At 70.4% G+C, this 19,881-nt stretch carries 20 protein-coding genes, 1 pseudogene and 1 riboswitch; of the genes and pseudogenes, 9 read left to right on the top strand and 12 right to left on the bottom strand.

Annotated features, from left to right (window positions below):
- Positions 1-52 precede the first annotated feature (52 nt).
- The 3 genes from IG98_RS0121925 to menB all read right to left on the bottom strand — a co-directional run bounded on the left by IG98_RS0121925 (position 53) and on the right by menB (position 3,462).
- Positions 53-535: a general stress protein gene (locus tag IG98_RS0121925; protein ID WP_030915068.1), complete on the bottom strand. Its 483-nt coding sequence runs from the start codon at positions 533-535 to the stop codon at positions 53-55.
- A gap of 295 nt (positions 536-830) precedes the next feature.
- Positions 831-2,489, bottom strand: a complete 1,659-nt coding sequence (gene menD / locus IG98_RS0121920) for a 2-succinyl-5-enolpyruvyl-6-hydroxy-3-cyclohexene-1-carboxylic-acid synthase (protein ID WP_030915065.1) — start codon at positions 2,487-2,489, stop codon at positions 831-833.
- A gap of 118 nt (positions 2,490-2,607) precedes the next feature.
- A complete protein-coding gene (gene menB, locus IG98_RS0121915) occupies positions 2,608-3,462 on the bottom strand; it encodes a 1,4-dihydroxy-2-naphthoyl-CoA synthase (RefSeq protein ID WP_051752699.1) in 855 nt (284 codons plus the stop codon).
- 116 nt (positions 3,463-3,578) lie between these two features.
- On the opposite strand from menB, the gene IG98_RS0121910 reads away from it, so the two are divergent.
- From IG98_RS0121910 to IG98_RS0121900, 3 genes are all read left to right on the top strand, one after another.
- A complete protein-coding gene (locus IG98_RS0121910; RefSeq protein ID WP_051752600.1) occupies positions 3,579-4,754 on the top strand; it encodes an AMP-binding protein in 1,176 nt (391 codons plus the stop codon).
- A 49-nt stretch (positions 4,755-4,803) separates the two neighbouring features.
- Positions 4,804-5,181: a hypothetical protein gene (locus IG98_RS0121905; protein WP_030915055.1), complete on the top strand. Its 378-nt coding sequence runs from the start codon at positions 4,804-4,806 to the stop codon at positions 5,179-5,181.
- Between the two features lie 192 nt (positions 5,182-5,373).
- The gene (locus IG98_RS0121900) at positions 5,374-6,708 is read left to right on the top strand and encodes an RNA polymerase sigma factor (RefSeq protein WP_030915051.1); all 1,335 of its coding nucleotides are present in this window, start codon (positions 5,374-5,376) and stop codon (positions 6,706-6,708) included.
- 125 nt (positions 6,709-6,833) lie between these two features.
- Here the strand turns inward: IG98_RS0121900 and IG98_RS48915 are convergent.
- A pseudogene (locus IG98_RS48915) lies at positions 6,834-7,035 on the bottom strand (MbtH family protein).
- Positions 7,036-7,407: 372 nt separating this feature from the next.
- Here IG98_RS48915 and IG98_RS0121890 point away from each other — a divergent pair.
- The 3 genes from IG98_RS0121890 to IG98_RS0121880 all read left to right on the top strand — a co-directional run bounded on the left by IG98_RS0121890 (position 7,408) and on the right by IG98_RS0121880 (position 10,231).
- Positions 7,408-8,169, top strand: coding sequence for a 2,3-dihydro-2,3-dihydroxybenzoate dehydrogenase (locus IG98_RS0121890; RefSeq protein WP_030915048.1), 762 nt, complete (start codon positions 7,408-7,410; stop codon positions 8,167-8,169).
- A 20-nt stretch (positions 8,170-8,189) separates the two neighbouring features.
- Positions 8,190-9,356, top strand: a complete 1,167-nt coding sequence (locus IG98_RS0121885; protein WP_030915045.1) for an isochorismate synthase — start codon at positions 8,190-8,192, stop codon at positions 9,354-9,356.
- Positions 9,357-9,571: 215 nt separating this feature from the next.
- Positions 9,572-10,231 carry an isochorismatase family protein gene (locus IG98_RS0121880; protein WP_063766257.1) on the top strand — a complete coding sequence of 220 codons (660 nt, stop codon included), beginning with the start codon at positions 9,572-9,574 and terminating at the stop codon, positions 10,229-10,231.
- Between the two features lie 19 nt (positions 10,232-10,250).
- On the opposite strand, the gene IG98_RS0121875 is transcribed toward IG98_RS0121880, so the two are convergent.
- Entirely contained in the window at positions 10,251-10,652 is a 402-nt protein-coding gene (locus IG98_RS0121875) for a hypothetical protein (RefSeq protein ID WP_030915041.1), read from the bottom strand.
- A gap of 213 nt (positions 10,653-10,865) precedes the next feature.
- On the opposite strand from IG98_RS0121875, the gene IG98_RS0121870 reads away from it, so the two are divergent.
- Both IG98_RS0121870 and IG98_RS0121865 read left to right on the top strand, forming a co-directional pair.
- Positions 10,866-11,453 (top strand): TetR/AcrR family transcriptional regulator C-terminal domain-containing protein, encoded by a 588-nt coding sequence (locus IG98_RS0121870; protein WP_030915039.1) that lies wholly within the window; start codon positions 10,866-10,868, stop codon positions 11,451-11,453.
- Positions 11,454-11,857: 404 nt separating this feature from the next.
- Complete coding sequence (locus IG98_RS0121865) at positions 11,858-12,049, top strand: DUF5999 family protein (protein ID WP_030915037.1); 192 nt, start codon at positions 11,858-11,860, stop codon at positions 12,047-12,049.
- Between the two features lie 16 nt (positions 12,050-12,065).
- On the opposite strand, the gene IG98_RS0121860 is transcribed toward IG98_RS0121865, so the two are convergent.
- Complete coding sequence (locus tag IG98_RS0121860; protein WP_030915035.1) at positions 12,066-12,680, bottom strand: alpha/beta hydrolase family protein; 615 nt, start codon at positions 12,678-12,680, stop codon at positions 12,066-12,068.
- Positions 12,681-12,811: 131 nt separating this feature from the next.
- On the opposite strand from IG98_RS0121860, the gene IG98_RS0121855 reads away from it, so the two are divergent.
- Entirely contained in the window at positions 12,812-13,132 is a 321-nt protein-coding gene (locus IG98_RS0121855; protein WP_157594448.1) for a hypothetical protein, read from the top strand.
- A 109-nt stretch (positions 13,133-13,241) separates the two neighbouring features.
- Here IG98_RS0121855 and IG98_RS0121850 read toward each other — a convergent pair whose 3' ends face one another.
- The 6 genes from IG98_RS0121850 to IG98_RS0121825 all read right to left on the bottom strand — a co-directional run bounded on the left by IG98_RS0121850 (position 13,242) and on the right by IG98_RS0121825 (position 19,778).
- Positions 13,242-14,024 (bottom strand): tetratricopeptide repeat protein, encoded by a 783-nt coding sequence (locus IG98_RS0121850; protein ID WP_030915032.1) that lies wholly within the window; start codon positions 14,022-14,024, stop codon positions 13,242-13,244.
- Positions 14,025-14,139: 115 nt separating this feature from the next.
- Positions 14,140-16,995: an aminomethyl-transferring glycine dehydrogenase gene (gene gcvP / locus IG98_RS0121845; protein WP_030915030.1), complete on the bottom strand. Its 2,856-nt coding sequence runs from the start codon at positions 16,993-16,995 to the stop codon at positions 14,140-14,142.
- A 170-nt stretch (positions 16,996-17,165) separates the two neighbouring features.
- A riboswitch (glycine riboswitch) is annotated at positions 17,166-17,258 on the bottom strand.
- A gap of 15 nt (positions 17,259-17,273) precedes the next feature.
- Entirely contained in the window at positions 17,274-17,894 is a 621-nt protein-coding gene (locus tag IG98_RS0121840; protein WP_030915027.1) for a MerR family transcriptional regulator, read from the bottom strand.
- 144 nt (positions 17,895-18,038) lie between these two features.
- Positions 18,039-18,509, bottom strand: a complete 471-nt coding sequence (locus tag IG98_RS0121835) for a bifunctional nuclease family protein (protein WP_157594447.1) — start codon at positions 18,507-18,509, stop codon at positions 18,039-18,041.
- Between the two features lie 79 nt (positions 18,510-18,588).
- Positions 18,589-19,239 (bottom strand): transcriptional regulator FtsR, encoded by a 651-nt coding sequence (ftsR, locus tag IG98_RS0121830; protein ID WP_386271103.1) that lies wholly within the window; start codon positions 19,237-19,239, stop codon positions 18,589-18,591.
- A 26-nt stretch (positions 19,240-19,265) separates the two neighbouring features.
- Entirely contained in the window at positions 19,266-19,778 is a 513-nt protein-coding gene (locus IG98_RS0121825; protein WP_030915019.1) for a double zinc ribbon and FHA domain-containing protein, read from the bottom strand.
- Positions 19,779-19,881: the final 103 nt, after the last annotated feature.

Genomic DNA, 19,881 nt, shown 5'->3' with positions numbered 1-19,881 from the left:
TCCAGGTGGCGGGCACGACACAGCGGCGCGGGCCCAGCTCAGGGAACGCCGATCAGATCTGCTGTGGCATCTGCGGGGACATGCCCACGTTGAGCAACCTGCGCGCCTCGGCGGCATACGGGGTCTCCACCAGCACCTCGTAGCGATCGGCGACGATCGAGCTCGACGAAAGGAAGTCGCGCTTGCCCCCGGTGAGCGCGTGACCGATCAGCCCGAAGATCGCTCCGGCCACGGCACCCCAGATCAGGCCCCACAGGACCAGGACGAAGGGAAAGCGCCCCGGAGTGAAGATCGCGAAGAACAGGCCGATCAGCAGGCCGAACCAGGCACCGGCACCGATCCCCATCCACGCGGCGCGAAGGTAGGTCAACCGCCCGAGCACCCTCTCGACGAGCCGGAGTCCGACTCCGACGATCAGGGCGTGCTCGACCGGGAACTTCTGGTCGGAGAGCTGGTCCACGGCACGCTGGGCCTCGGCGTAGGTGCCGAAACCCGCCACCGTCTCATGGGCCTTCAAGCTGACATCCGATGGCATGGCACTTCCCTTCAACGGGTACCCGCGAAGTGGATCCTTACCCGCTCACCGTGCCTCTCGGGACGGCGCCCCCACATCCCCAGATCTGACAGTCATCTCCCTCCTGCCCCGCCCCGCCACCCTGCCGGCCACCGGCGTCCCACCGGCGCACCGCCCTCTCCGCCCCCAGCGCCGTCGCGGTCAGTCCGGCCCCAGACCGTGCCGGAAGGCGGACGTCACGGCCTGGGCGCGCTCTCGCAGCCCCGCCTTGGCGAAGAAGGACCTCGCCATACGCCGACACGGGCGGGGGCGGGGGTCACGAGACGACATCGCGGACGGCGGCATGGGCCGCGTCACGCATCATGCCGTGCAGCATCGCGTTGGACTCCCGCTCCGTCCGCACCTCGACGATGCGCAGCCCCTCACCGCGCAGCGCCTTCACCAGCTGGCCCGGCTCGTTCACGAAGGTGTACGGCGTGCCGGTGGCGGCTGCCACGTAACCCAGGTCCACCCCGTGCGTGGTGCCGAAGATCCGCTCGAAGGGGTCGCGGAGCGTGGCCTGGGGAAGCAGCGAGAAGATCCCGCCGCCGTCGTTGTTGACCACGACCAGACAGAGGTCGGGGCGGGGCTCGCGAGGGCTGAGGACCAGCCCGTTCTGGTCGTGCAGGAAGGTCAGATCGCCCATCAGGGCGTAGGAGGGACCGTTGTGGGCGAGGGCCGCACCCATCGCGGTCGACACGACGCCGTCGATTCCCGCCGCTCCCCGGTTGGCCAGGATCCGCAGCCCCCGCCGGGAGCGCATCGCCTGGTCGAGATCGCGGATCGGCATGGAGGAGCCGGAGAACAGCAGGGACCCGTTGGGCAGCGCGTCCACCAGGTCGCGGGCCAGGCGCGGCTCGCTGAGCCCGGCCCCGTCCAGCACGTCGTCGATCGCGGTCCTGGCCGCCGTCTCGGCGCGACGCCAGGAGTGCAGCCACGTGTCGTCGCCCGCCGGGATCGGGATCTCCACCACCTGGGCGGCCTGGGTGGCCGAGCGGGTCGGGTCGGGCCAGCGGGTCATGTCGGCGGCGACCACGACGTGCTCGTCCGCGTGACTCAGCCAGTCGAGCAACGGCCGTGACAGCCCGGGACGGCCCAGGGTGACCACCACGTCCGGCCGGTGCCGGTCGGCGAACTCCGGGGTACCGAGGAGGAAGTGATAGGTGGAGATCGCGTGGTCTCCGTAGCGGGCACCGCCGTTGGGCTCCGACAGGACGGGCCACCCGGCCATGCCCGCCGCCGCCACGTATCGGCGCACGTTGGTCGCGCCGTCGCCGACGACGAGCACGCCCCGCCGGGTCGGCGGAAGATGCAGCGCCACCGACGGGGAGCCCACTCTGGCGCGGATCCACGGCCCCGGCGCGTCGCTCTCCAGGGACTCGCACCAGGAGAGGTCCCCGTCAGGGATCAGCGGTTCCCGGAAGGACACGTTGAGGTGGACCGGACCCGGGTCGTAGGGGCCCAGCGCGCGTTGGTAGGCGCGGCAGGCCAGCGACCGCCAGTAGGCGACCTGCCCCGGCCGCTCCTCGGGCACGCCGACCTCGCTGAACCAGCGGACGGCCGTGCCGTACAGCTTGATCTGGTCGATGGTCTGGCTCGCGCCGGTGTCACGCAGCTCGGGCGGGCGGTCGGCGGTGAGCACCAGCAGCGGCACCCCCGACTCGTGCGCCTCGATGACGGCCGGATGGAAGTTGGCCGCCGCGGTGCCGGAGGTGCAGATCAGGACGACCGGCCGCTCGCTGCGACGGGCCAGCCCCACCGCGAGGAAGGAGGCCGAGCGCTCGTCCACCCGCACGTGCAGCCGGATACGGCTGTCGGCGTGCACGGCGAGGGCGAGCGGTGCCGAGCGCGACCCAGGCGCGAGCACCACGTCCGTGACACCGCAGCGGGCCAGCTCGTCGACCAGCACGGTCGCGAGCGCGGTCGCGGGATTCACCGCATCGCCTCCTTGACTTCGCATCCGGGGGTGGGTCCATCCCGAGGCGCGCGAAACCGACCTCGCCCACGCGGGACGGCGCGCCTCGGGACCGACCCCGTTCGGACCTTCGCTGCCCCTAGGGGCGGCGCGGGAACCTGCCGAAGTCAGGGGCGCGCTTCTCCTTGAACGCGTCGCGGCCCTCCTGCGCCTCCTCGCTCATGTAGTAGAGCAGGGTGGCGTCGCCGGCGAACTGCTGCATCCCGGCGGCACCGTCGGTCACCGCGTTCAGCGCGCCCTTGAGCATGCGCAGCGCCAGCGGCGACTTCTCCAGCATCTCCCTGGCCCACCTGACCGTCTCGGCCTCGAGCTCGGCGAGCGGAACGACCGCGTTGACCAGGCCCCAGTCAAGGGCGGTCTGCGCGTCGTACTGGCGGCAGAGGTACCAGATCTCACGGGCCCGCTTCAGGCCCACGGTCTCGGCCAGCAGCCAGGAGCCGTAGCCGCCGTCGAAGGAGCCGACCTTGGGACCGGTCTGGCCGAAGACCGCGTTGTCGGCGGCGATGGACAGGTCGCAGCACACGTGCAGCACGTGACCGCCGCCGATGGCGTAACCGGCGATCATCGCGATGACCGGCTTGGGGCAGCGGCGGATCTGGACCTGCAGGTCCAGCACGTTGAGCCTGCCCACGTGCGGGGTGGACTTGTCGACGTAGCCGTCGTCACCGCGGATCTTCTGGTCGCCGCCGGAGCAGAAGGCCCTGTCGCCCGCACCGGTGAAGATGATCACACCGACCTCGGAGTCCTCCTGGGCGGCGTTGAAGGCCTCCTTGAGCTCGAAGAGCGTGGTCGGACGGAACGCGTTGTGCCGTTCCGGACGGTTGATCGTGATCTTGGCGATGCCCTCGCCGGTCTCGTAGACGATGTCCTCGTACTGACCGGACCTCTTCCAGTCGACCGCACCGTCCCGCTCGGGAGTCGTCTCCGCCGCCACCTGCTCGTCCGCGCCCGGCTCGACTCTCTCCGTGCCCACGATTGCTTCGCCCCCTCCGCTGCGCCGGGGCCGTCCCCGGCCGTTGTCCGGCTTTCGGCACTAACCTTACGACTGTGATGACCATTCCTGTGCACGAGGAGTGGCTTTCCGTGCAACGAGAACTGCACGCCGTGGTGTCCGCGGCGGGTCCGGAGCTGTTCCGGGCCGTCGGCTCGGCACTGGACGGCCAGGGCCCGGCCATCCTGCCGCTCTCCCCCGCCCTGCCCGCCGCCGCGCTGCGGGCGACGCTGGAGGCCCTGCGCCCGACCCACGTCGACGGGGTCCGCCGCGAGGACGGCCTCGGCGTGCCCGCCGAGGTGGCGGTGGTCATCGCCACCAGCGGTTCGACCGGCACTCCGAAAGGCGTGCAACTGTCGGCCGAGGCGCTGAGGGCTTCGGCGTCGGCCTCGCTGCGGCGCCTGGACGCGGGGGCGGGCGAGCGCTGGCTCTGCTGCCTGCCCCCCTCCCACGTGTCCGGCCTGCAGGTTCTGGTGAGGTCGCTACTGGGCGGGACCGAACCGATCACGCACGAGGGGTTCTCCCCCGAGGCGGTGCTCACCAGCGGTGCGGACCACGTCTCACTGGTGCCCACCCAGCTGCGCCGCCTGCTCCACGCGGATCTGTCGGTGTTCAAAACGATCCTGCTCGGCGGTGCCGCCGCTTCCCCCGAACTGCTCGACGCGGCCCGCGCGGCCGGCGCACGGGTGGTCACCACATACGGCATGAGCGAGACCTGCGGCGGGTGCGTCTACGACGGCGAGCCCCTCGACGGGGTGGGGATCGGCATAGGCGGCGGCGGCCGGATCCGCCTGAGCGGGCCGGTGCTGTTCTCCGGCTACCGGCTCCAGCGCGGCCTCACCGAGGCCGTGCGCGACGGTGACTGGTTCCTCACCTCTGATCTGGGCACCCTGGATGACGGGCGGCTGCGCGTGCTGGGGCGGGCCGACGACGTCATCAACACCGGGGGCGAGAAGGTCGTCGCCGCGGCGGTGGCCGCCGCGGTGGCCGAGCATCCCGCGATCGTCGACGTCGCCGTGGTCGGCCGCCCCGATCCCGAGTGGGGCGAGCGGGTGGTGGCCTTCGTCGTTTCGCAGGCCCCGCCGTCCCTGGCCGAGTTGCGCGCCTTCACCAAGGAGCGGCTACCCGCCTACGCGGCCCCCGCCGAACTGATCATAATGACCGAAATACCGCTTTTGGCCAACGGCAAGCCGGACCTGGAGACTCTCCGTTATGGTCGTGGCCGGGAACCGTGAAGACGCTGTCACACGTCCAAGGAACAGCCGAAGCAGGAGGACAATCCCGATGAACGTCACCCGGAAGACATGGGTCTCGGCTGGAATCGTGAGCCTGGTCCTGGCCGGCGGCATCTCCGTCACGGCGGCCGCCGCGGCGGGAGGCATCGAGAGGGCCTGGGGAACATCGGACGAGCCGGTGCCGGTCGCTCCGCACGCCCCCGCCCCGTCCTCGTCCCGGGGCGGCCCGCCCTCGCAGGAGCCGTCGCCGACGGCACCGCCCCCGCCCTCGGAGAGCTATGTGATCTCCGAGAAGGTCAACCCGGATCCGGAGAAGGTCGTCGACTACTGGACGGAGCACCGCATGGAAGAGGCCGAACCCTTCCCGATGCCCATGGTCGAGGGCCCTCCGGACGTGATCGAGGATTCCTCGGACGTGACCGAATAGGGCCGTAACAGACACTCATCCGCGGGTGGATCGCCGAAAGGGCGGTCCACCCATCATATTTTCCGAGTCAAGTCGGGAACAGAAAGTTCTTGGCTGTGGTTATTGGTACTGGTGCGCCGAGCGGCCCCGGACCGCCCCACCCGAAGACTGAAAACCGTAGTCAGACGACTCCGTGATGGAGGAGGTGTCCTCATGCCCCCGACCGCCGTGGCGGCCTCATCCGAAGCCCCGACGACCCTCGAACAGCTCATTGACCGAGGGCGAGTTCAGGGCCACCTTTCACTCGCGGAGCTGCGTCACGCCTTCGCCGAGGCGGGCATCAGCCCCACCGAGGGCAGGTCGATCCTGCGAGAGCTCACCGAGGCCGGCGTCAGCCTGGCCGCCGAGAACGAGCCCGTGCTCTCCCCCGCCACCGCCAAGACGGCGAAGACCACCACCCGCAAGAGCACCGCCCGCAAGGCGAAGCCCGCACCCGCGAAGAAGGCCTCGGCCAAGACCGAGGCCGTGGCCAAGGGCGAGGACGCCGCCGCGGAGGCGGACGACGAGTGGAACCCCCCGGAGGAGACGGAGGCCGAGACGGAGACCGAATCGACCTTCGACCTGGACGACCACTCCTCCGTCATGGGCGACTCCGTGCACACCTATCTGAAGTCGATCGGCCGTCGCACCCTGCTCACCGCCGCCCAGGAGGTCGAGCTGGCCAAGCGCATCGAGGCCGGCCTGTACGCCGAGTCCAAGCTGGAGGCCGAGCCGGGCCTGTCCGCGGTCATGCGCGACGACCTGGAGTGGATCGCCGAGGACGGCCGCCGGGCCAAGGACCACATGCTGGAGGCCAACCTCCGCCTGGTGGTCTCCGTGGCGAAGAAGTACACGGACCGGGGCATGGCCCTGCTCGACGTGGTCCAGGAGGGCAACCTCGGTCTGATCCGCGCGGTGGAGAAGTTCGACTACACCAAGGGCTACAAGTTCTCCACCTACGCGATGTGGTGGATCCGCCAGGCCATCCAGCGTGGCTTCGCCGACTCGGCCCGCACCATCAGGCTGCCGGTGCACGTGCTGGAGATGCTCTCCAAGCTGTCGCGCATCGAGCGTGACATGCACCAGCGCCTGGGCCGCGAGCCCACGCCGGACGAGCTTGCCGTGGAGCTGGACAGGACTCCCGACCAGATCGAGGAACTGCTGCGCACCAGCCGCCAGCCGATCAGCCTCAACGCCACCATCGGCGAGGACGGCGAGACCACCATCGGTGACCTCATCGAGGACATCGACTCGCCCGAGGCCTCGGAGGTCGTCGACCGCCAGCTGCTGGGCGAGCAGTTGCGCGGTGTGCTCGGCAACCTCTCCCCGCGGGAAGCCAAGATCATGGCCTTGCGTTTCGGTCTCATCGACGGTAAGCCCCACACTCTCGACGAGATCGGCAAGCACCTCGGTCTGACCCGCGAGCGCATCCGCCAGCTGGAGAAGGAGTCGCTCTCCAAGCTCCGCCACCCCAGCAACACCCGCCCGCTGCTCGACTGGGCCAGCTGACCCGCCTCGAAGGGCGCCCCGCGAGACCTCCCGGTCCGTGAGGGCGCCCTTCGCCGTCTCCTGGGCTCGGCCGTGAGGGCCCTCGTGGCCCCGAGGATCGTGCGGGGCCGCGGGGGGCTCGGGGATCAGCCGCCCATCGCGGCGGCAAGGCTCCTGGGACACATGTCGCTCCAGGAGCCCCCGACGTAGGCCAGGCACCCGGCGCGGGAGTCCTCACCATGGGCGCCCCCCGGGGACGTCGGCGAACGCGGGCCACAGCGAGTGCTGCCCCTACGCGTTCACCAGCACCGGGAACGGCGCGCTCTCGTCGTCGAACGGATTGGTCATCGAGTACCCCCAGCGGGAACATCCCGGGCACCTGGCCGGAGATCGGAATCGTGTGCCCCTCTCAGGGAGGGCAGGCGAGCGACGGGCGGACAGGTGACGACCGTCGTTTCCTCCCCGGCCCCAGGGATTCGGGGGAAAACGAAGGGTCACTTGGCGCTCTCGGAGAAAGACCTGGCCACGGCGCCGAACGAGTGACCCGAGGGACTCCTGAGACAGGTTTTAATTAGGCAAGGCTCACCTAATATTCACCTTATTGACGCAGGCGTCAAGCGGCATATCATCATGACCAGATCACATTCCACATCTACTGACACCCCCTGACACATAGGGCAAGTGAGGCAAGGCTAACCTAAACATTTTAGTGAGGTGTATGTGACCAACAGGCAAGACCATCCTGGCCTCCCCGGGACGGTGGCCCTTGTCACGGGCGCCGCAGGAGGCATCGGAGCCGCCGTCGCGACGGCTCTCGCCCGTGCCGGGATGATCGTGGCCGGAGTCGATGTGCGCGACGGGCCCTGGGAGAGCCGACCAGAGCCGATCGCCCGCCACGTGGCCGACGTCAGAGACCCCGGCCAGGTTGACGCCGTCGTCAGCAGGATCGAGAACGAACTGGGACCGGTCGGTGTCCTGGTCAACGTCGCCGGCGTACTGCGCACCGGCGCGGTGACCGAGCTGAGCACCGATGACTGGGAGCACGTGTTCGCTGTGAACGCCGGCGGGGTCTTCCACACCGTCCGCGCCGTGACCCGCCGCATGATCCCCCGCGGCCGCGGGACGATCGTCACCGTGGCCTCCAACGCCGCGGGCGTGCCGCGCGTCGGCATGGCGGCATACGCGGCCTCCAAGGCCGCCGCGGTCATGTTCACCCGATGTGCCGGGCTGGAACTCGCCCGCCACGGCATCCGCTGCAACGTGGTCTCGCCCGGATCGACGGACACCGCGATGCAGGCGGGGCTCGACCCCCGCACCGTGCTTGAGGGAGATCCGTCCTCCTACCGCGTGGGCATTCCGCTGGGCCGGCTGGCCGACCCCTCGGACATCGCCGAGGCGGTGCTGTTCCTCGCCTCGGACCGTGCCCGGCACATCACCATGCAAGACCTGTACGTGGACGGCGGCGCCACGCTCCGGGCCTGAGATCCCCCGAAAGGTCAGCTTTGACTATCGCATACGAGGCGGTCAGCGCCACTGAGCTTCTCGACGAGTACCGGCCAGGCTCCTCATCGATCTTCTCCTCTCCCCGGCACACCCTCCTCGCCGGAGGCGTCACCGCCGTGCTGCCACCCGTGCGCACCCTGCGGGAACTGGCCCAGAGCGTACGCGGGCACGGCGACCTGATCCTCGGTGCGGTCCCGTTCGACGACCCCACCTCGGCGCACCTGATCACTCCCCTGCGCACCCGCTGGGCCGATCCCTTCCTGCCCGGCGAGCCGCCACGCAGAGAGAACACACGACCGTGGCGGATCACCCCCGTCCCCACACCCGCGGGCCACCTGGAAGGCGTCCGGCGGGTACTGGAACTGCTCCGCACCGGATCGGCGGAGAAGGTGGTACTGGCCAGGTCCCTGGAGCTGACCAGGCCCGAACCCGCCGACATCGCCTCGATGGTCCGGCGCCTGGCGGTGCGCGATCCACACGGCCACGTCTTCGCCATCGACCTGCCGGGCGGACGAACCCTGGTGGGCGCCAGCCCGGAACTGCTGGTCTCCAGGGACGGTCCCGCCGTCGTCGCCAACCCGCTGGCCGGCTCGGCCGCACGCAGCGCCGACCCCGCGGAGGACCGCCGCCGTGCGGCGGCGCTGCTCTGTTCGGCCAAGGACCAGCATGAGCACGCGGTCGTGGTCCAGGCCGTGGCCGCCGCGCTCGCCCCGCACTGCCGGGCACTGAGCGTCCCGTCCGAGCCATCACTGATCTGCACCTCGACCATGTGGCACCTGTCCAGCAGAATCACCGGCCGGCTCGCCGACCCCCGGACCACCGCGCTCGACCTGGCCGTCGCCCTGCACCCGACCCCCGCGGTCTGCGGCACCCCCACCGCCGCGGCACGCGCCGCGATCACCGGTATCGAACCCTTCGACCGAGGCTTCTACAGCGGCATGGTCGGCTGGTGCGACACCTCGGGCAACGGCGAGTGGGCGGTGGCGATCCGCTGTGCCGAGGTGACCGGCACGGGCATCCGGCTGTTCGCCGGCGGCGGGATCGTGGCGGAATCGGTCCCCGAAGAGGAACTGGCCGAAACCTCCGCCAAGTTCCGCACCCTCCTGCACGCCCTCGGCCTGGACCTGGATTCCGACCCCTACACCGGAGAGAGACCGGAGACGTGACGAGGCCGACCGGGCCGCCCGGCGCCGGTCATCCGGCCGTGCCGAAGCCCCTCCCGCCGGAGCGGGACCGGCCACAGGTGCGCTCCCCGACCGGCTCCCGCTCGCGAAGATCCAGCCGAACCACCACCGCCAAGGCACACAGAACGAACTCGCGCTCCCGGCGACCCCCCGTACGCGTCGAGACGCCGAGCACAAGGCAAGAAGGAGAGGCAGCCGTGGCCATACCCACCATCACCCCCTATCCGATGCCCCGTGAGGACGAGATGCCGGTCAACCGCGTCTCCTGGACACCGGACGCCCGCCGGGCGGTGCTGCTCGTCCACGACATGCAGAACTACTTCGTCAACGCGTTCGCGCCGGGAACCTCGCCGATCATGGAACTGATCTCGGCGATCACCGCTCTCCGCGAGACCGCCTGGCGACTCGGTATCCCGGTGGTCTACTCGGCCCAGCCGGGCGGACAGACCTCGGCACAACGTGGCCTGCTGGAGGACTTCTGGGGAGCAGGAGTGGGTGCCGACCCCGGCGCCCAGGAGATCGTCACCGCGCTCACCCCAGGCCCGGCCGACATCCGGCTCACCAAGTGGCGCTACAGCGCCTTCCACCGCACTCCGCTCCGTGAACTGCTCGCCGAGCAGGGCCGCGACCAGCTCATCGTCACCGGCATCTACGCCCATATCGGCTGCCTGATGACGGCCTGCGATGCCTTCATGGGCGACGTGGAGGTGTTCTTCGTCGCCGACGGGGTGGCCGACTTCTCCGCCGAACACCACAGGATGGCTCAGACCTACGCGGCCGAGCGATGCGCGGCGGTCCTGGCCGCCGTCCGCGTCCAGCGACTGCTCACCGCCTCCGCCACACACGCCGCCCGCTGAGCCGGGCGGCGCGCCGGGCTCAGCGGGCGGCGGTGACGGCCGGGCGCGGGACCCGGGGGATACCGGTCAGCCGGTTCTGCTCGCGCAGGGTGCGCAGGCGGTTCACCTCGGCGGTCCACTCGGCACCCCGAGGGGTGGCCTTGCCCTTGCGACGGCGGATCCGGTCGTCGTAGGACTTGATGCCGAACGTCGCGCGCTGGTTGGCCTCGGCCGCCCGCAGAGCCTCGGTCAGCGCCCTGTCGAAGGCCAGCCCGGCGGCTCGCAGTTCCTGCACGGGAGCCAGATCGGCCTGCGCCCGGCGCAGGCCGGCCTCGGCCAGGCGCGCCTTCTCCAGAAGCTCGGGGAAGCCCTTCCCGACCTCCTGGTCAGCGTGGTAGCGAACCTCCGCCTCCCGGCTCACGCTCGGTCGGAAAAACGCCATCTTCTGCCCTCTCTCACCGGTCGCCGGGTCGCCTCCGGCAGGTCACCGGTCGTAGCCTACGCCGTTCATCCCCACCTCACGTACTCGGGATCAGCCGTACCGGGAACCGGCTCGCGGTACCGGGCGTGCACGGAGCGGTGGTACGCGAAGCGGATCGATCTGTCCGGCGCGCCCTCCTTTACGCAGTAAGGTCACCGGTGACAGGATGCCCCCATGCCTGCCAAGCGACCACCCATCCCGCTCTCCAGGGAGCGCATCATCGACGCCGCCCTCCACATCGCCGACGGCCAGGGGCTCCGGCGCCTGACCATGCGACGGCTGGGCGACGCACTCCAGGTGGAGGCGATGGCCATCTACCATCACCTGCCCCGCGGCAAGGACGCCCTCATGGACGCGCTGGCCGAGCATGTCACCACGGTCCACGTCGAGCCCGGCGAGAGCTGGCAGGAGAGCGCGAGGGCCTGGTGCCGGGCGAGCCGCGCCGCGCTCAGGGAGCATCCGGGGGTGCTGGCGCTGGCCCTGACCAAGCCCCCGAGGGGCCGGGCCGCGATCGCGATCAGGGAGCAGACCGACCAACTGGCCGACGCGGGGCTGGCCGACGCGACGGGAGCGGTGCGGGCACTGAGGGCCTATGTCTTCGGCGCGGTGACGGTGGAGGTGCAGCAGTCGGGCTGGGCCGAGCCCTCCGGCGACGACAACGAGCCGTGGCGTCCCCCTTCACAGGGAGGCGGCAGCCCCGGGGCGGACGCCGATTTCGAGTACGGGCTGGACGCACTCCTGGCCGGCCTGGGCGCACGGTAGCCGGTAAGCGGCGGAAGACCACATCGGTGCACGTCAGGAAGTTGTAACCGATCGTTTACCTGGCTCGCGGCGTGTCGCACTTGGCCGAATATCCTTATATGAGGCATGCTGTGTTATAGGTCACATCCCCTGATAAAGCCCTGACGGACTGGCCCTCTACCAGTTCGCAAACAGTCCTAACGGGCTATGTCGCCGAGGTGCGATCGATCGCACACTTGATCTGCTTGATGTGCGAGCCTCGCTCTATCAGGGCTCGCACGGCCATATGTCAACATTCAGATGCTCGTCCCCCGTCATGCGTGGGAACGGAGACCCATCGGTGACGGTGCCCGCCGGATGTCCGATGCCCACCCCGTGCCGGCGTGACCTGGGCGAGCCGACACGAGAGATCCGGAGGCACGCCGATGTGCCCGCACGAGCCGTCCTGTCCGCCCGCTGAGGCGCTGGACCGCGAAGCCGCCCGCACCATGGCGGCCCACCCCGAGCAGGGCTGGAGCCTGCTCTGCAACGGTGTGGTGCTGTTCGAGGACACCGGCGAACTCCTCCCCGACGGCGCCGTCATCGAGCCACACCGGCCATTGGCCGGCGTCGCCTGACGGCATTCACGCGAGCTCACCCGGGCTCACACGGGCCCGGCCGCATCCTCGCGTCGAGCCATTCGGCGACCACCTCACCCACCCTGGCGGGGTCCTTCCCAAGGTCGTGGCCCTGTCCCGGCAGCACGACCAGGCGCGCGGCATCCGCCGCTTCGGGCACGCCGAACGGGTCACGGTCTCCGTTCACCACCAGCACGTCCACACCCGCCGCGCGCAGCTCCCCGGCGCGTGACCGCTCCGGCCTGCCCGGCGGGTGCAGCGGGAAGGCCAGCGCGACGACCACACGGGCCTCGACCCGGCGGGCCGTACGACAGGCGACCCTGGCCCCGTTACTTCTCCCGCCCTGCGCGAGCGGCAGCCCCGGGTAGCGCTCGCGCAGGACGGCCACCAGCGTCTCCCATGCCTCGTCCTGTCTGACCGCCGAGCCCGGCGCGCGGGCACCGCGCATCCGGAACGGCTGGAGCACCCGCGCGACGGTCCCGCCGACCGCCGTCACGGCGTCCCGCACCGCCAGCAGGTCGGGGGCGTCCACTCCCCCGGCCGAGCCGTGGGTGAGCACCAGCAGGAAGCGCGGAGTGGCCACCTCGTCGATCTCCACCAGGGCCGGGCCGTGCGGGGTCGCGATCTCCAGAGGCGGGACGGTAGCCGGGAGGGACACGGACTCGGAGATGGACACGGATCTCGTCCTAACGACCGATGCCCGGCGGCCGGGCGAAGGAGAACAATCGAAGAGTGCAGGACTACCAAGATATCCGCCAGGACATGCGCGCCACTCTCGAGGCCCGCCGTGATCTCGGCCCGGAGTACGAGACCGCCCTCATCGAGTCGTTCGTGTCGCGCCTGGACGCGACCATCGCCCACCGGGTACACACCGAGATGCACGCCACCGGCATGCGCTGGGCGCAGCCGCGCAAGGCCGGGAACCCCTCGATCACGATCGCGCTCGGCTCGATGGGCATCGGCATCCCGCTGACCGCCATCGCGGCGGCCGCGGCGGGCAGCGCCGGCCTGCTGCTGGCCTGGGGCGGCATCGTCGCGATCAACGTCGCCCATGCCCTGAGCCGCCGGCGGGAGCGCGACTGACCTTTCCGGACCGCCTGCGGGACCGGCGTTCCATCGGGTACGTCAGGTCACGCCGGACAACGCCCCGGAGCCCGGGCCCAGCCCTCCCAGGGGGCGGGTGTCGCGGGAATCAGACGTCGCGGCCCCGGCGGAGGCGGACCTCACCGGCGAGGTCGGCGTCGGCGCTGTCGAGGCCGTAGCGCCAGACGCGCTCGGCGTCCTCGCCGCGTCCTCTGAGCGGGAGCGTACGGGCCAAAAGCTCGATGGCCAGCGCGCCGGTCTCGACGTCGCCGCCCTCCTCGATCGCGCCGGAGAACTCGGCGCACGCCAGCTCCAGGTGGGCGATGCCGAGCATCACCCGCAGCCTGGGCACCTCGACCGCGTCCGGCACCGAGAGCGCCTCCAGCAGCACCTGGGCGGCCTCCCCCGGCTCACTCTCCTCGATGAGCGCCTCCGCCAGCCGCTGAGCGGCACGAGGGGCGACCTCCGGGTCTCCGGTGGCCAGCGCGTCACGCAGCGACCGTTCGGCCTCCTCCGCGCCCGTGGCGAGCCTGGCGAGGGCCATGTGCGCCGACGGGACGTAGGCGGGGTGACCGACGCCCAGCGCGGCCTGCCAGGCGGCGCGGGCCTGGTCGGTCATCCCCTCCCTTTCGAAACTCCCCGCGAGCAGGCAGGCGGCCTGCGCCGCGAACTCCGGGTGCCCTGTCGCCAGCGCGGTGCGCGCGGCCGCGCGGGAGCCCGGCACGTCTCCGCGCTCCTGGAGCACCACGGCGAGGCCCACCGCCGCCTGTGCCCGATCCGGCTCGTCGGGGTCGGCGGCCAGCTCCGCGAAGATCACGGCGGCGCCGTCGAGGTCGCCGGACTCGGCCAGTCTTCGCGCGGTGTCCAAGGGACGGGTGTCCACCTCAGGCATGCAGGGTCCTTCCCGGATACGGAGACGCCCCGAGCCTAACGACTCGGGGCGTCCTCCGTCCTCCCGCATTCCCTACGAATACGCGGTTCTCGCGAGATGCGGGCCGCGGCGAGGATCAGTCTTCGTACGCCTCCAGGGGAGGGCAGGAGCACACCAGGTTGCGGTCGCCGTAGGCCTGGTCGATGCGGCGGACCGGCGACCAGTACTTGCCCTCGCGCAGCGAGGGCAGCGGGTAGGCCGCCTCGGTGCGGGTGTAGGGGTGCTCCCACTCGTCGGCGACGAGGCTGCCGGCCGTGTGCGGGGCGTTGCGCAGCGGGTTGTCGACCCTGTCGTAGGCGCCGGAGGCGACCTTCTCGATCTCACCGCGAATCGCGATCATCGCCTCGCAGAACCGGTCGAGCTCGGCCAGGTCCTCGCTCTCGGTCGGCTCGATCATCAGCGTGCCGGCCACCGGGAAGGACATGGTCGGCGCGTGGAAACCGTAGTCGACGAGGCGCTTGGCCACGTCGTCGACCGTCACCCCGGTCTCCTTGGTGATCTGGCGCAGATCGATGATGCACTCGTGGGCGACGAGGCCGCCGCGGCCGGTGTAGAGAACCGGGTAGTGGGGGTCGAGCCTGCGGGCCAGGTAGTTGGCCGACAGGATGGCCTGCTCGGTGGCCGCCTTCAGCCCGTCGGCACCCATCATCCGGATGTAGGCCCAGGAGATGGGCAGGATGCCCGCGGAGCCGTACGGGGCGGCCGAGACCGGGCCGACCGCCGAGCCGCCGCGCAGCGGGTGACCGGGCAGGTAGTCGGCCAGGTGGGCGCGGACCGCGACCGGGCCGACACCGGGGCCGCCGCCGCCGTGCGGGATGCAGAAGGTCTTGTGCAGGTTGAGGTGGGAGACGTCCGCCCCGAACTCGCCCGGCCGGGCCAGGCCGACCAGCGCGTTGAGGTTGGCGCCGTCGACGTAGACCTGCCCGCCGGCCTCGTGCACCAGCTCGCAGACATCGACGATCGTCTCCTCGTACACGCCGTGCGTGGACGGGTAGGTCACCATGATCGCGGCAAGCCGGTCACGGTGCTTTTCGATCTTCGCGACGAGGTCGTCGAGATCCACGTTGCCGTTGTCGTCGCAGGCGACCACGGCGACGCGCATGCCGGCCATCACGGCGCTGGCGGCGTTGGTACCGTGCGCGGACGAGGGGATCAGGCAGACGTCACGATCCGACTCGCCACGCGCCGTATGGTAGGCGCGGATCGCCAGAAGACCGGCGAACTCGCCCTGGGAGCCGGCGTTCGGCTGGATCGACACCGCGTCATAACCGGTGACCTCGGCCAGCCAGCGCTCCAGCTCCCCGATCAGCTCGGCGTAGCCCGCCGCCTGGTCCTCCGGCGCGTACGGGTGCAGCCCGGCGAACTCCGGCCAGGTGATCGGCTCCATCTCGGTGGTCGCGTTGAGCTTCATGGTGCAGGAGCCCAGCGGGATCATCGACCGGTCCAGCGCGACGTCCTTGTCCTGGAGCCTGCGCAGGTAGCGCAGCATGGCCGTCTCGGAGCGGTGGCTGTGGAAGACCGGGTGGGTGAGGTAGTCGCTGACCCGCGCCAGCGCGCCGGGCAGCGCGTCGTGCGCGGCGGCGTCCAGGTCGGCCAGCACGGTGCCGCTGACCTCGAAGGCGGCCAGGACCTGCTCCAGATGGAGTAGCTCGGTCCTCTCGTCGCAGGTGACGCCCACGTGGTCGGCGTCGACCAGGCGCAGGTTGACGCCGTTCTCCCGGGCCGCGGCGACGACTCCGGCGGCACGCCCGGGCACGCGGGCGAGCACGGTGTCGAAGAAGGTGTCGTGGACCACCTCGACGCCGCCCTGGCGCAGCCCCTCGGCGAGCACGACGGCGTGCCGGTGGACGCGGCGGCCGATTCTGCGCAGGCCCTCGGGGCCGTGGTAGACGGCGTACATGCCGGCGATCACGGCGAGCAGCACCTGCGCGGTGCAGATGTTACTGGTGGCCTTCTCGCGGCGGATGTGCTGCTCGCGGGTCTGGAGCGCGAGCCGGTAGGCGGGACGTCCCTCGACATCCTGGGAGACGCCGACCAGGCGGCCGGGCAGCTGGCGCTGGAGGCCGTCACGGACCGCCATGTAGGCGGCGTGCGGACCGCCGAAGCCCAGGGGGACGCCGAAGCGCTGCGAGGAACCGACCGCGATGTCGGCGCCGAGCTCGCCCGGCGCGGCCAGGAGGGTGAGGGCGAGCAGGTCTGCGGCGGCGACCACCTGGGCACCGCGCGAGTGGGCGGCGTCGGCGATGGCGCGGAAGTCGCGGATCCTGCCGCTGGCGCCGGGATACTGCACGAGCACGCCGAAGCACTCGGGGAGCTCCCCGGTGAGGTCGCTCTCGACCAGCTCGATGCCGAGCGGCTCGGCACGGGTGCGCAACACCGCCTTGGTCTGCGGCAGCGCGTCGGCGTCGACCACGAACACCTTCGACGGGGTGCGGCCCGCGCGGCGGGCCAGGGTCATCGCCTCGGCCGCGGCGGTGGCCTCGTCCAGCAGAGAGGCCCCCGCGACGTCGAGGGCGGTCAGGTCGGAGACGACGGTCTGGAAGTTGATCAGGGCCTCCAGCCGGCCCTGGGAGATCTCCGGCTGGTAGGGCGTGTACGCGGTGTACCAGCCCGGATTCTCCAGGAGGTTGCGGCGGATGACACCCGGGGTGATCGTGTCGTGGTAGCCCAGGCCGATCATCGAGGTGAGCAGCGTGTTGCGCCCGGCGAGGACCCGCAGCTCGGCGAGGGTCTCGGACTCTCCTGCCGCCGGGGGCAGCCCCAGCCGGGCGAAGGAACGGATCGCCTCGGGCACGGCCACCGCGACCAGGTCGGCGACGGAGGCGAATCCGACCGCCTCCAGCATGCGGGTCTGGTCGGCGTCGTCGGGCCCGATGTGACGGGTCGCGAACGGCGGGGGGGCGAGTTCGCTGAGCGATGACAGATCGGTCATGAGAAGCCTCTCGGGCGGAGTGGAGACCGGTGCTGGGCGCGGGCGTATGCCGGTTCTCCCCCTCTGTCATCACGACGTGGTCGCTACCTGAGAGCTTCACCTGCCCTTGCCGGGAGGCTTGCACCGTCGGTGAGGCGCACCTGGCGGGCGCGCCTGCTTTCCAGAGTTGCCTCGTCCGTGCGGTACAGGGTGCCTGAGAGATTCCGGGGAGGTTGCTCCTTCGGCGCCCCGATCGCGGTCGGGGTCTCTCCCGCACAGGGTCAATGGCGAGTCCGAGTTTACCCGGTTCGTCGTGCTCGGCGGCGACGGGCCAACTCATCGGCCTGATGATCGTCTAAAGGGGCCCCGCCCGACTCCGCGCGTTCGCCGGGAAGATCCGCGAGAGAGCCCTCCACCTCCTGCCACACCCGCCCCAGCGCGATACCGAAGACGCCCTGGCCCCCCTGGAGCAGGTCGATGACCTCATCGGGCGAGGTGCACTCGTAGACGCTCACTCCGTCGCTCATCAGAGTGATCTGAGCCAGGTCGTTGACGCCCCGCTCCCGCAGGTGCTGTACGGCGATGCGGATCTGCTGGAGGGAGACGCCGGTGTCGAGAAGGCGCTTGACAACCTTGAGGACCAGAATGTCACGGAAGCCGTACAGCCGCTGGGAGCCGGAGCCGTGGGCGGCTCTCACGGTGGGCTCGACCAGGCCGGTTCGCGCCCAGTAGTCGAGTTGCCGGTAGGTGATTCCTGCCGCCGAACAGGCCGTCGGCCCCCTGTAGCCGATGTCGGCGGGCACCTTCACCGGTTTCCCGTCGAACAGCAGACCCTCTTCACCCGCGCGCTGACGTGCCGACTGGCGCCGTTCCGGGTCATCCTGGTCGGCGTTTCTACCCTCGCCGCTGCTGACCGCCACGCGGACCTCCGGCTTTCTCTCATCCCACGGCCTGATCTGGGGGTTTACGCACGACCGCAGGTTTCACTTGCACCGTAGGACTGGGGCCAAGTCCAGTCAACGACCCCACCCGGCGCGTCGTGAAGCGTAAATGCACCGAAATTCCTACCCCGCGCGGCCGAAGTCCTCGGGCGTGATCGTGTCAAGGAACTCCCTGAACTTCTCCACCTCGTCCTCCTGGTCGTCAGGAATGATCACCCCTGCCTCCCGTACCACGTCCTCACTCGCGAAGATACGTGCGCCGGTGCGAAGTGCCAAGGCGATCGAGTCGGAAGGACGCGCGCTCACCTCGACCCCGTTGGAGAACACGAGATCCGCGAAGAAGATACCGTCGCGTAAGGCGACGATGTTGACAGTGTTCAACCTGACTCCGAGCCCTTCGAGCACGTCCCGGAACAGGTCATGGGTAAGTGGCCGGGGCGGTGGTTCCTCGGCCTGGGCCATGGCGATCGCCGTGGCTTCCGTCATGCCGATCCAGATAGGTAGGTAACGCTCCCCATGCGTCTCTTTCAGCAGGACGATCGGCTGGTTGGAGGGCATTTCAACTCGAACGCCCACGACCTCCATCTGCAACACGGGCTGCTCCGTCTTCGCTGGATTCCGACCGGTTTGTTCAACGTAACACTCGTGGGGGTACGAGTGCCTGGTCAGGCTCTCACCGGCCCAGTGCCCCACGGACTCCGGAACGCAGCAACGAGGCGTGCAATTCCAGCAGGAGACCGGAGATCTCCCTCGCCGTCTCGTCCGCCTGGTCGATCGCGCCGGGGCCGCGACGGCGCAGCAGCGGGGCGACGGCCTGCTCCACCAGTCCCGCTTCGCGTTCCGCGGCGGCCTTGACCGCCCGCAGGTGGCGGGCGCGCAGGCCGAAGGCGGCCAGGGCGCCCACACTGCGGGCCACGACCAGTGCCTCGGCGTCGTAGTAGCGGGCCACGGCGGCCAGCAGGCCGTAGTCCTCCAGCTCCGTGAGGGTCTCCTCATCGAGCTCGGCGGCGGCGAGGAACTCCTCGCGGGTGAGGCGGACCTCGGGGGGCGCGTCGTCGGGGACGGCGCGCGGCCGGGCCGCCGGGCGCTCCTCGCGGTCGGCCGCCTCCAGATGATCCTTGATCACGCGCAGCGGCAGGTAGCGATCACGCTGCTCGCTGAGGATGTAGCGAAGCCGCTCGACGTCGGCGTAGGTGAACTTGCGATAGCCGGAGGGACTGCGCTCCGGCTCGATCAGCCCCTCGCCCTCCAGGAAGCGAATCTTGGAGATGCTGACATCGGGGAACTCGCCCTGCAGGAGAGCGAGCACCTCCCCGATGCTCATGTGCGCACGAGCGGCCTGCGAGCTCATCATCCTCCAGCGGCGCCGCGGGTGAGGAAGACGAGGCGGAACTTGCCGATCTGCACCTCGTCCCCGCCGTACAGCGGGACCTCCTCGATGCGCTCACGATTGACGTACGTGCCGTTCAGGCTACCGACGTCACGGACCGTGAAGACACCGCCGCCGCGCCGGTAGAACTCCACGTGACGGCGCGAGACCGTGATGTCGTCTAGGAAGATGTCGCTCTCGGGGTGGCGGCCCACGGTGGTGAGGTCGCTGTCGAGCAGGAACCGGCTGCCGGCGTTGGGACCGCGCATCGCGACCAGCAACGCGCTGCCGGCGGGCAACTGCTCAACGGCCTGCCGCTCGGCGAGAAGCGTCTCACCGGTCTCCGCCTCGTAGGCCTCGATCCCGGAGAGGGAGATCGTCGATGTGCTGTCTCCGGGTGTGTCGGACCTGGTAAGCGGCGACCCGCATCGTGAACAGAAACGGGCATCCTCGGGATTGGCATGACCGCACTGCGTGCAGTAGACGCTCGGCATCGATCGGCTCGGCCTCCTACCGCGAAGACGCGGCAACGGTGCTCAGTGATGCGCGCCTCGCTTCTTCGCTTCTCAAGTGTTTTCTCAGACTGCGAATGCCGCA

The sequence above is a fragment of the Streptosporangium amethystogenes genome, from assembly GCF_000721075.1.
GTDB lineage: Bacteria > Actinomycetota > Actinomycetes > Streptosporangiales > Streptosporangiaceae > Streptosporangium > Streptosporangium amethystogenes.
Note: the sequence above shows the minus strand (reverse complement) of the source record. Positions and strands in the feature narration are given on the sequence as shown.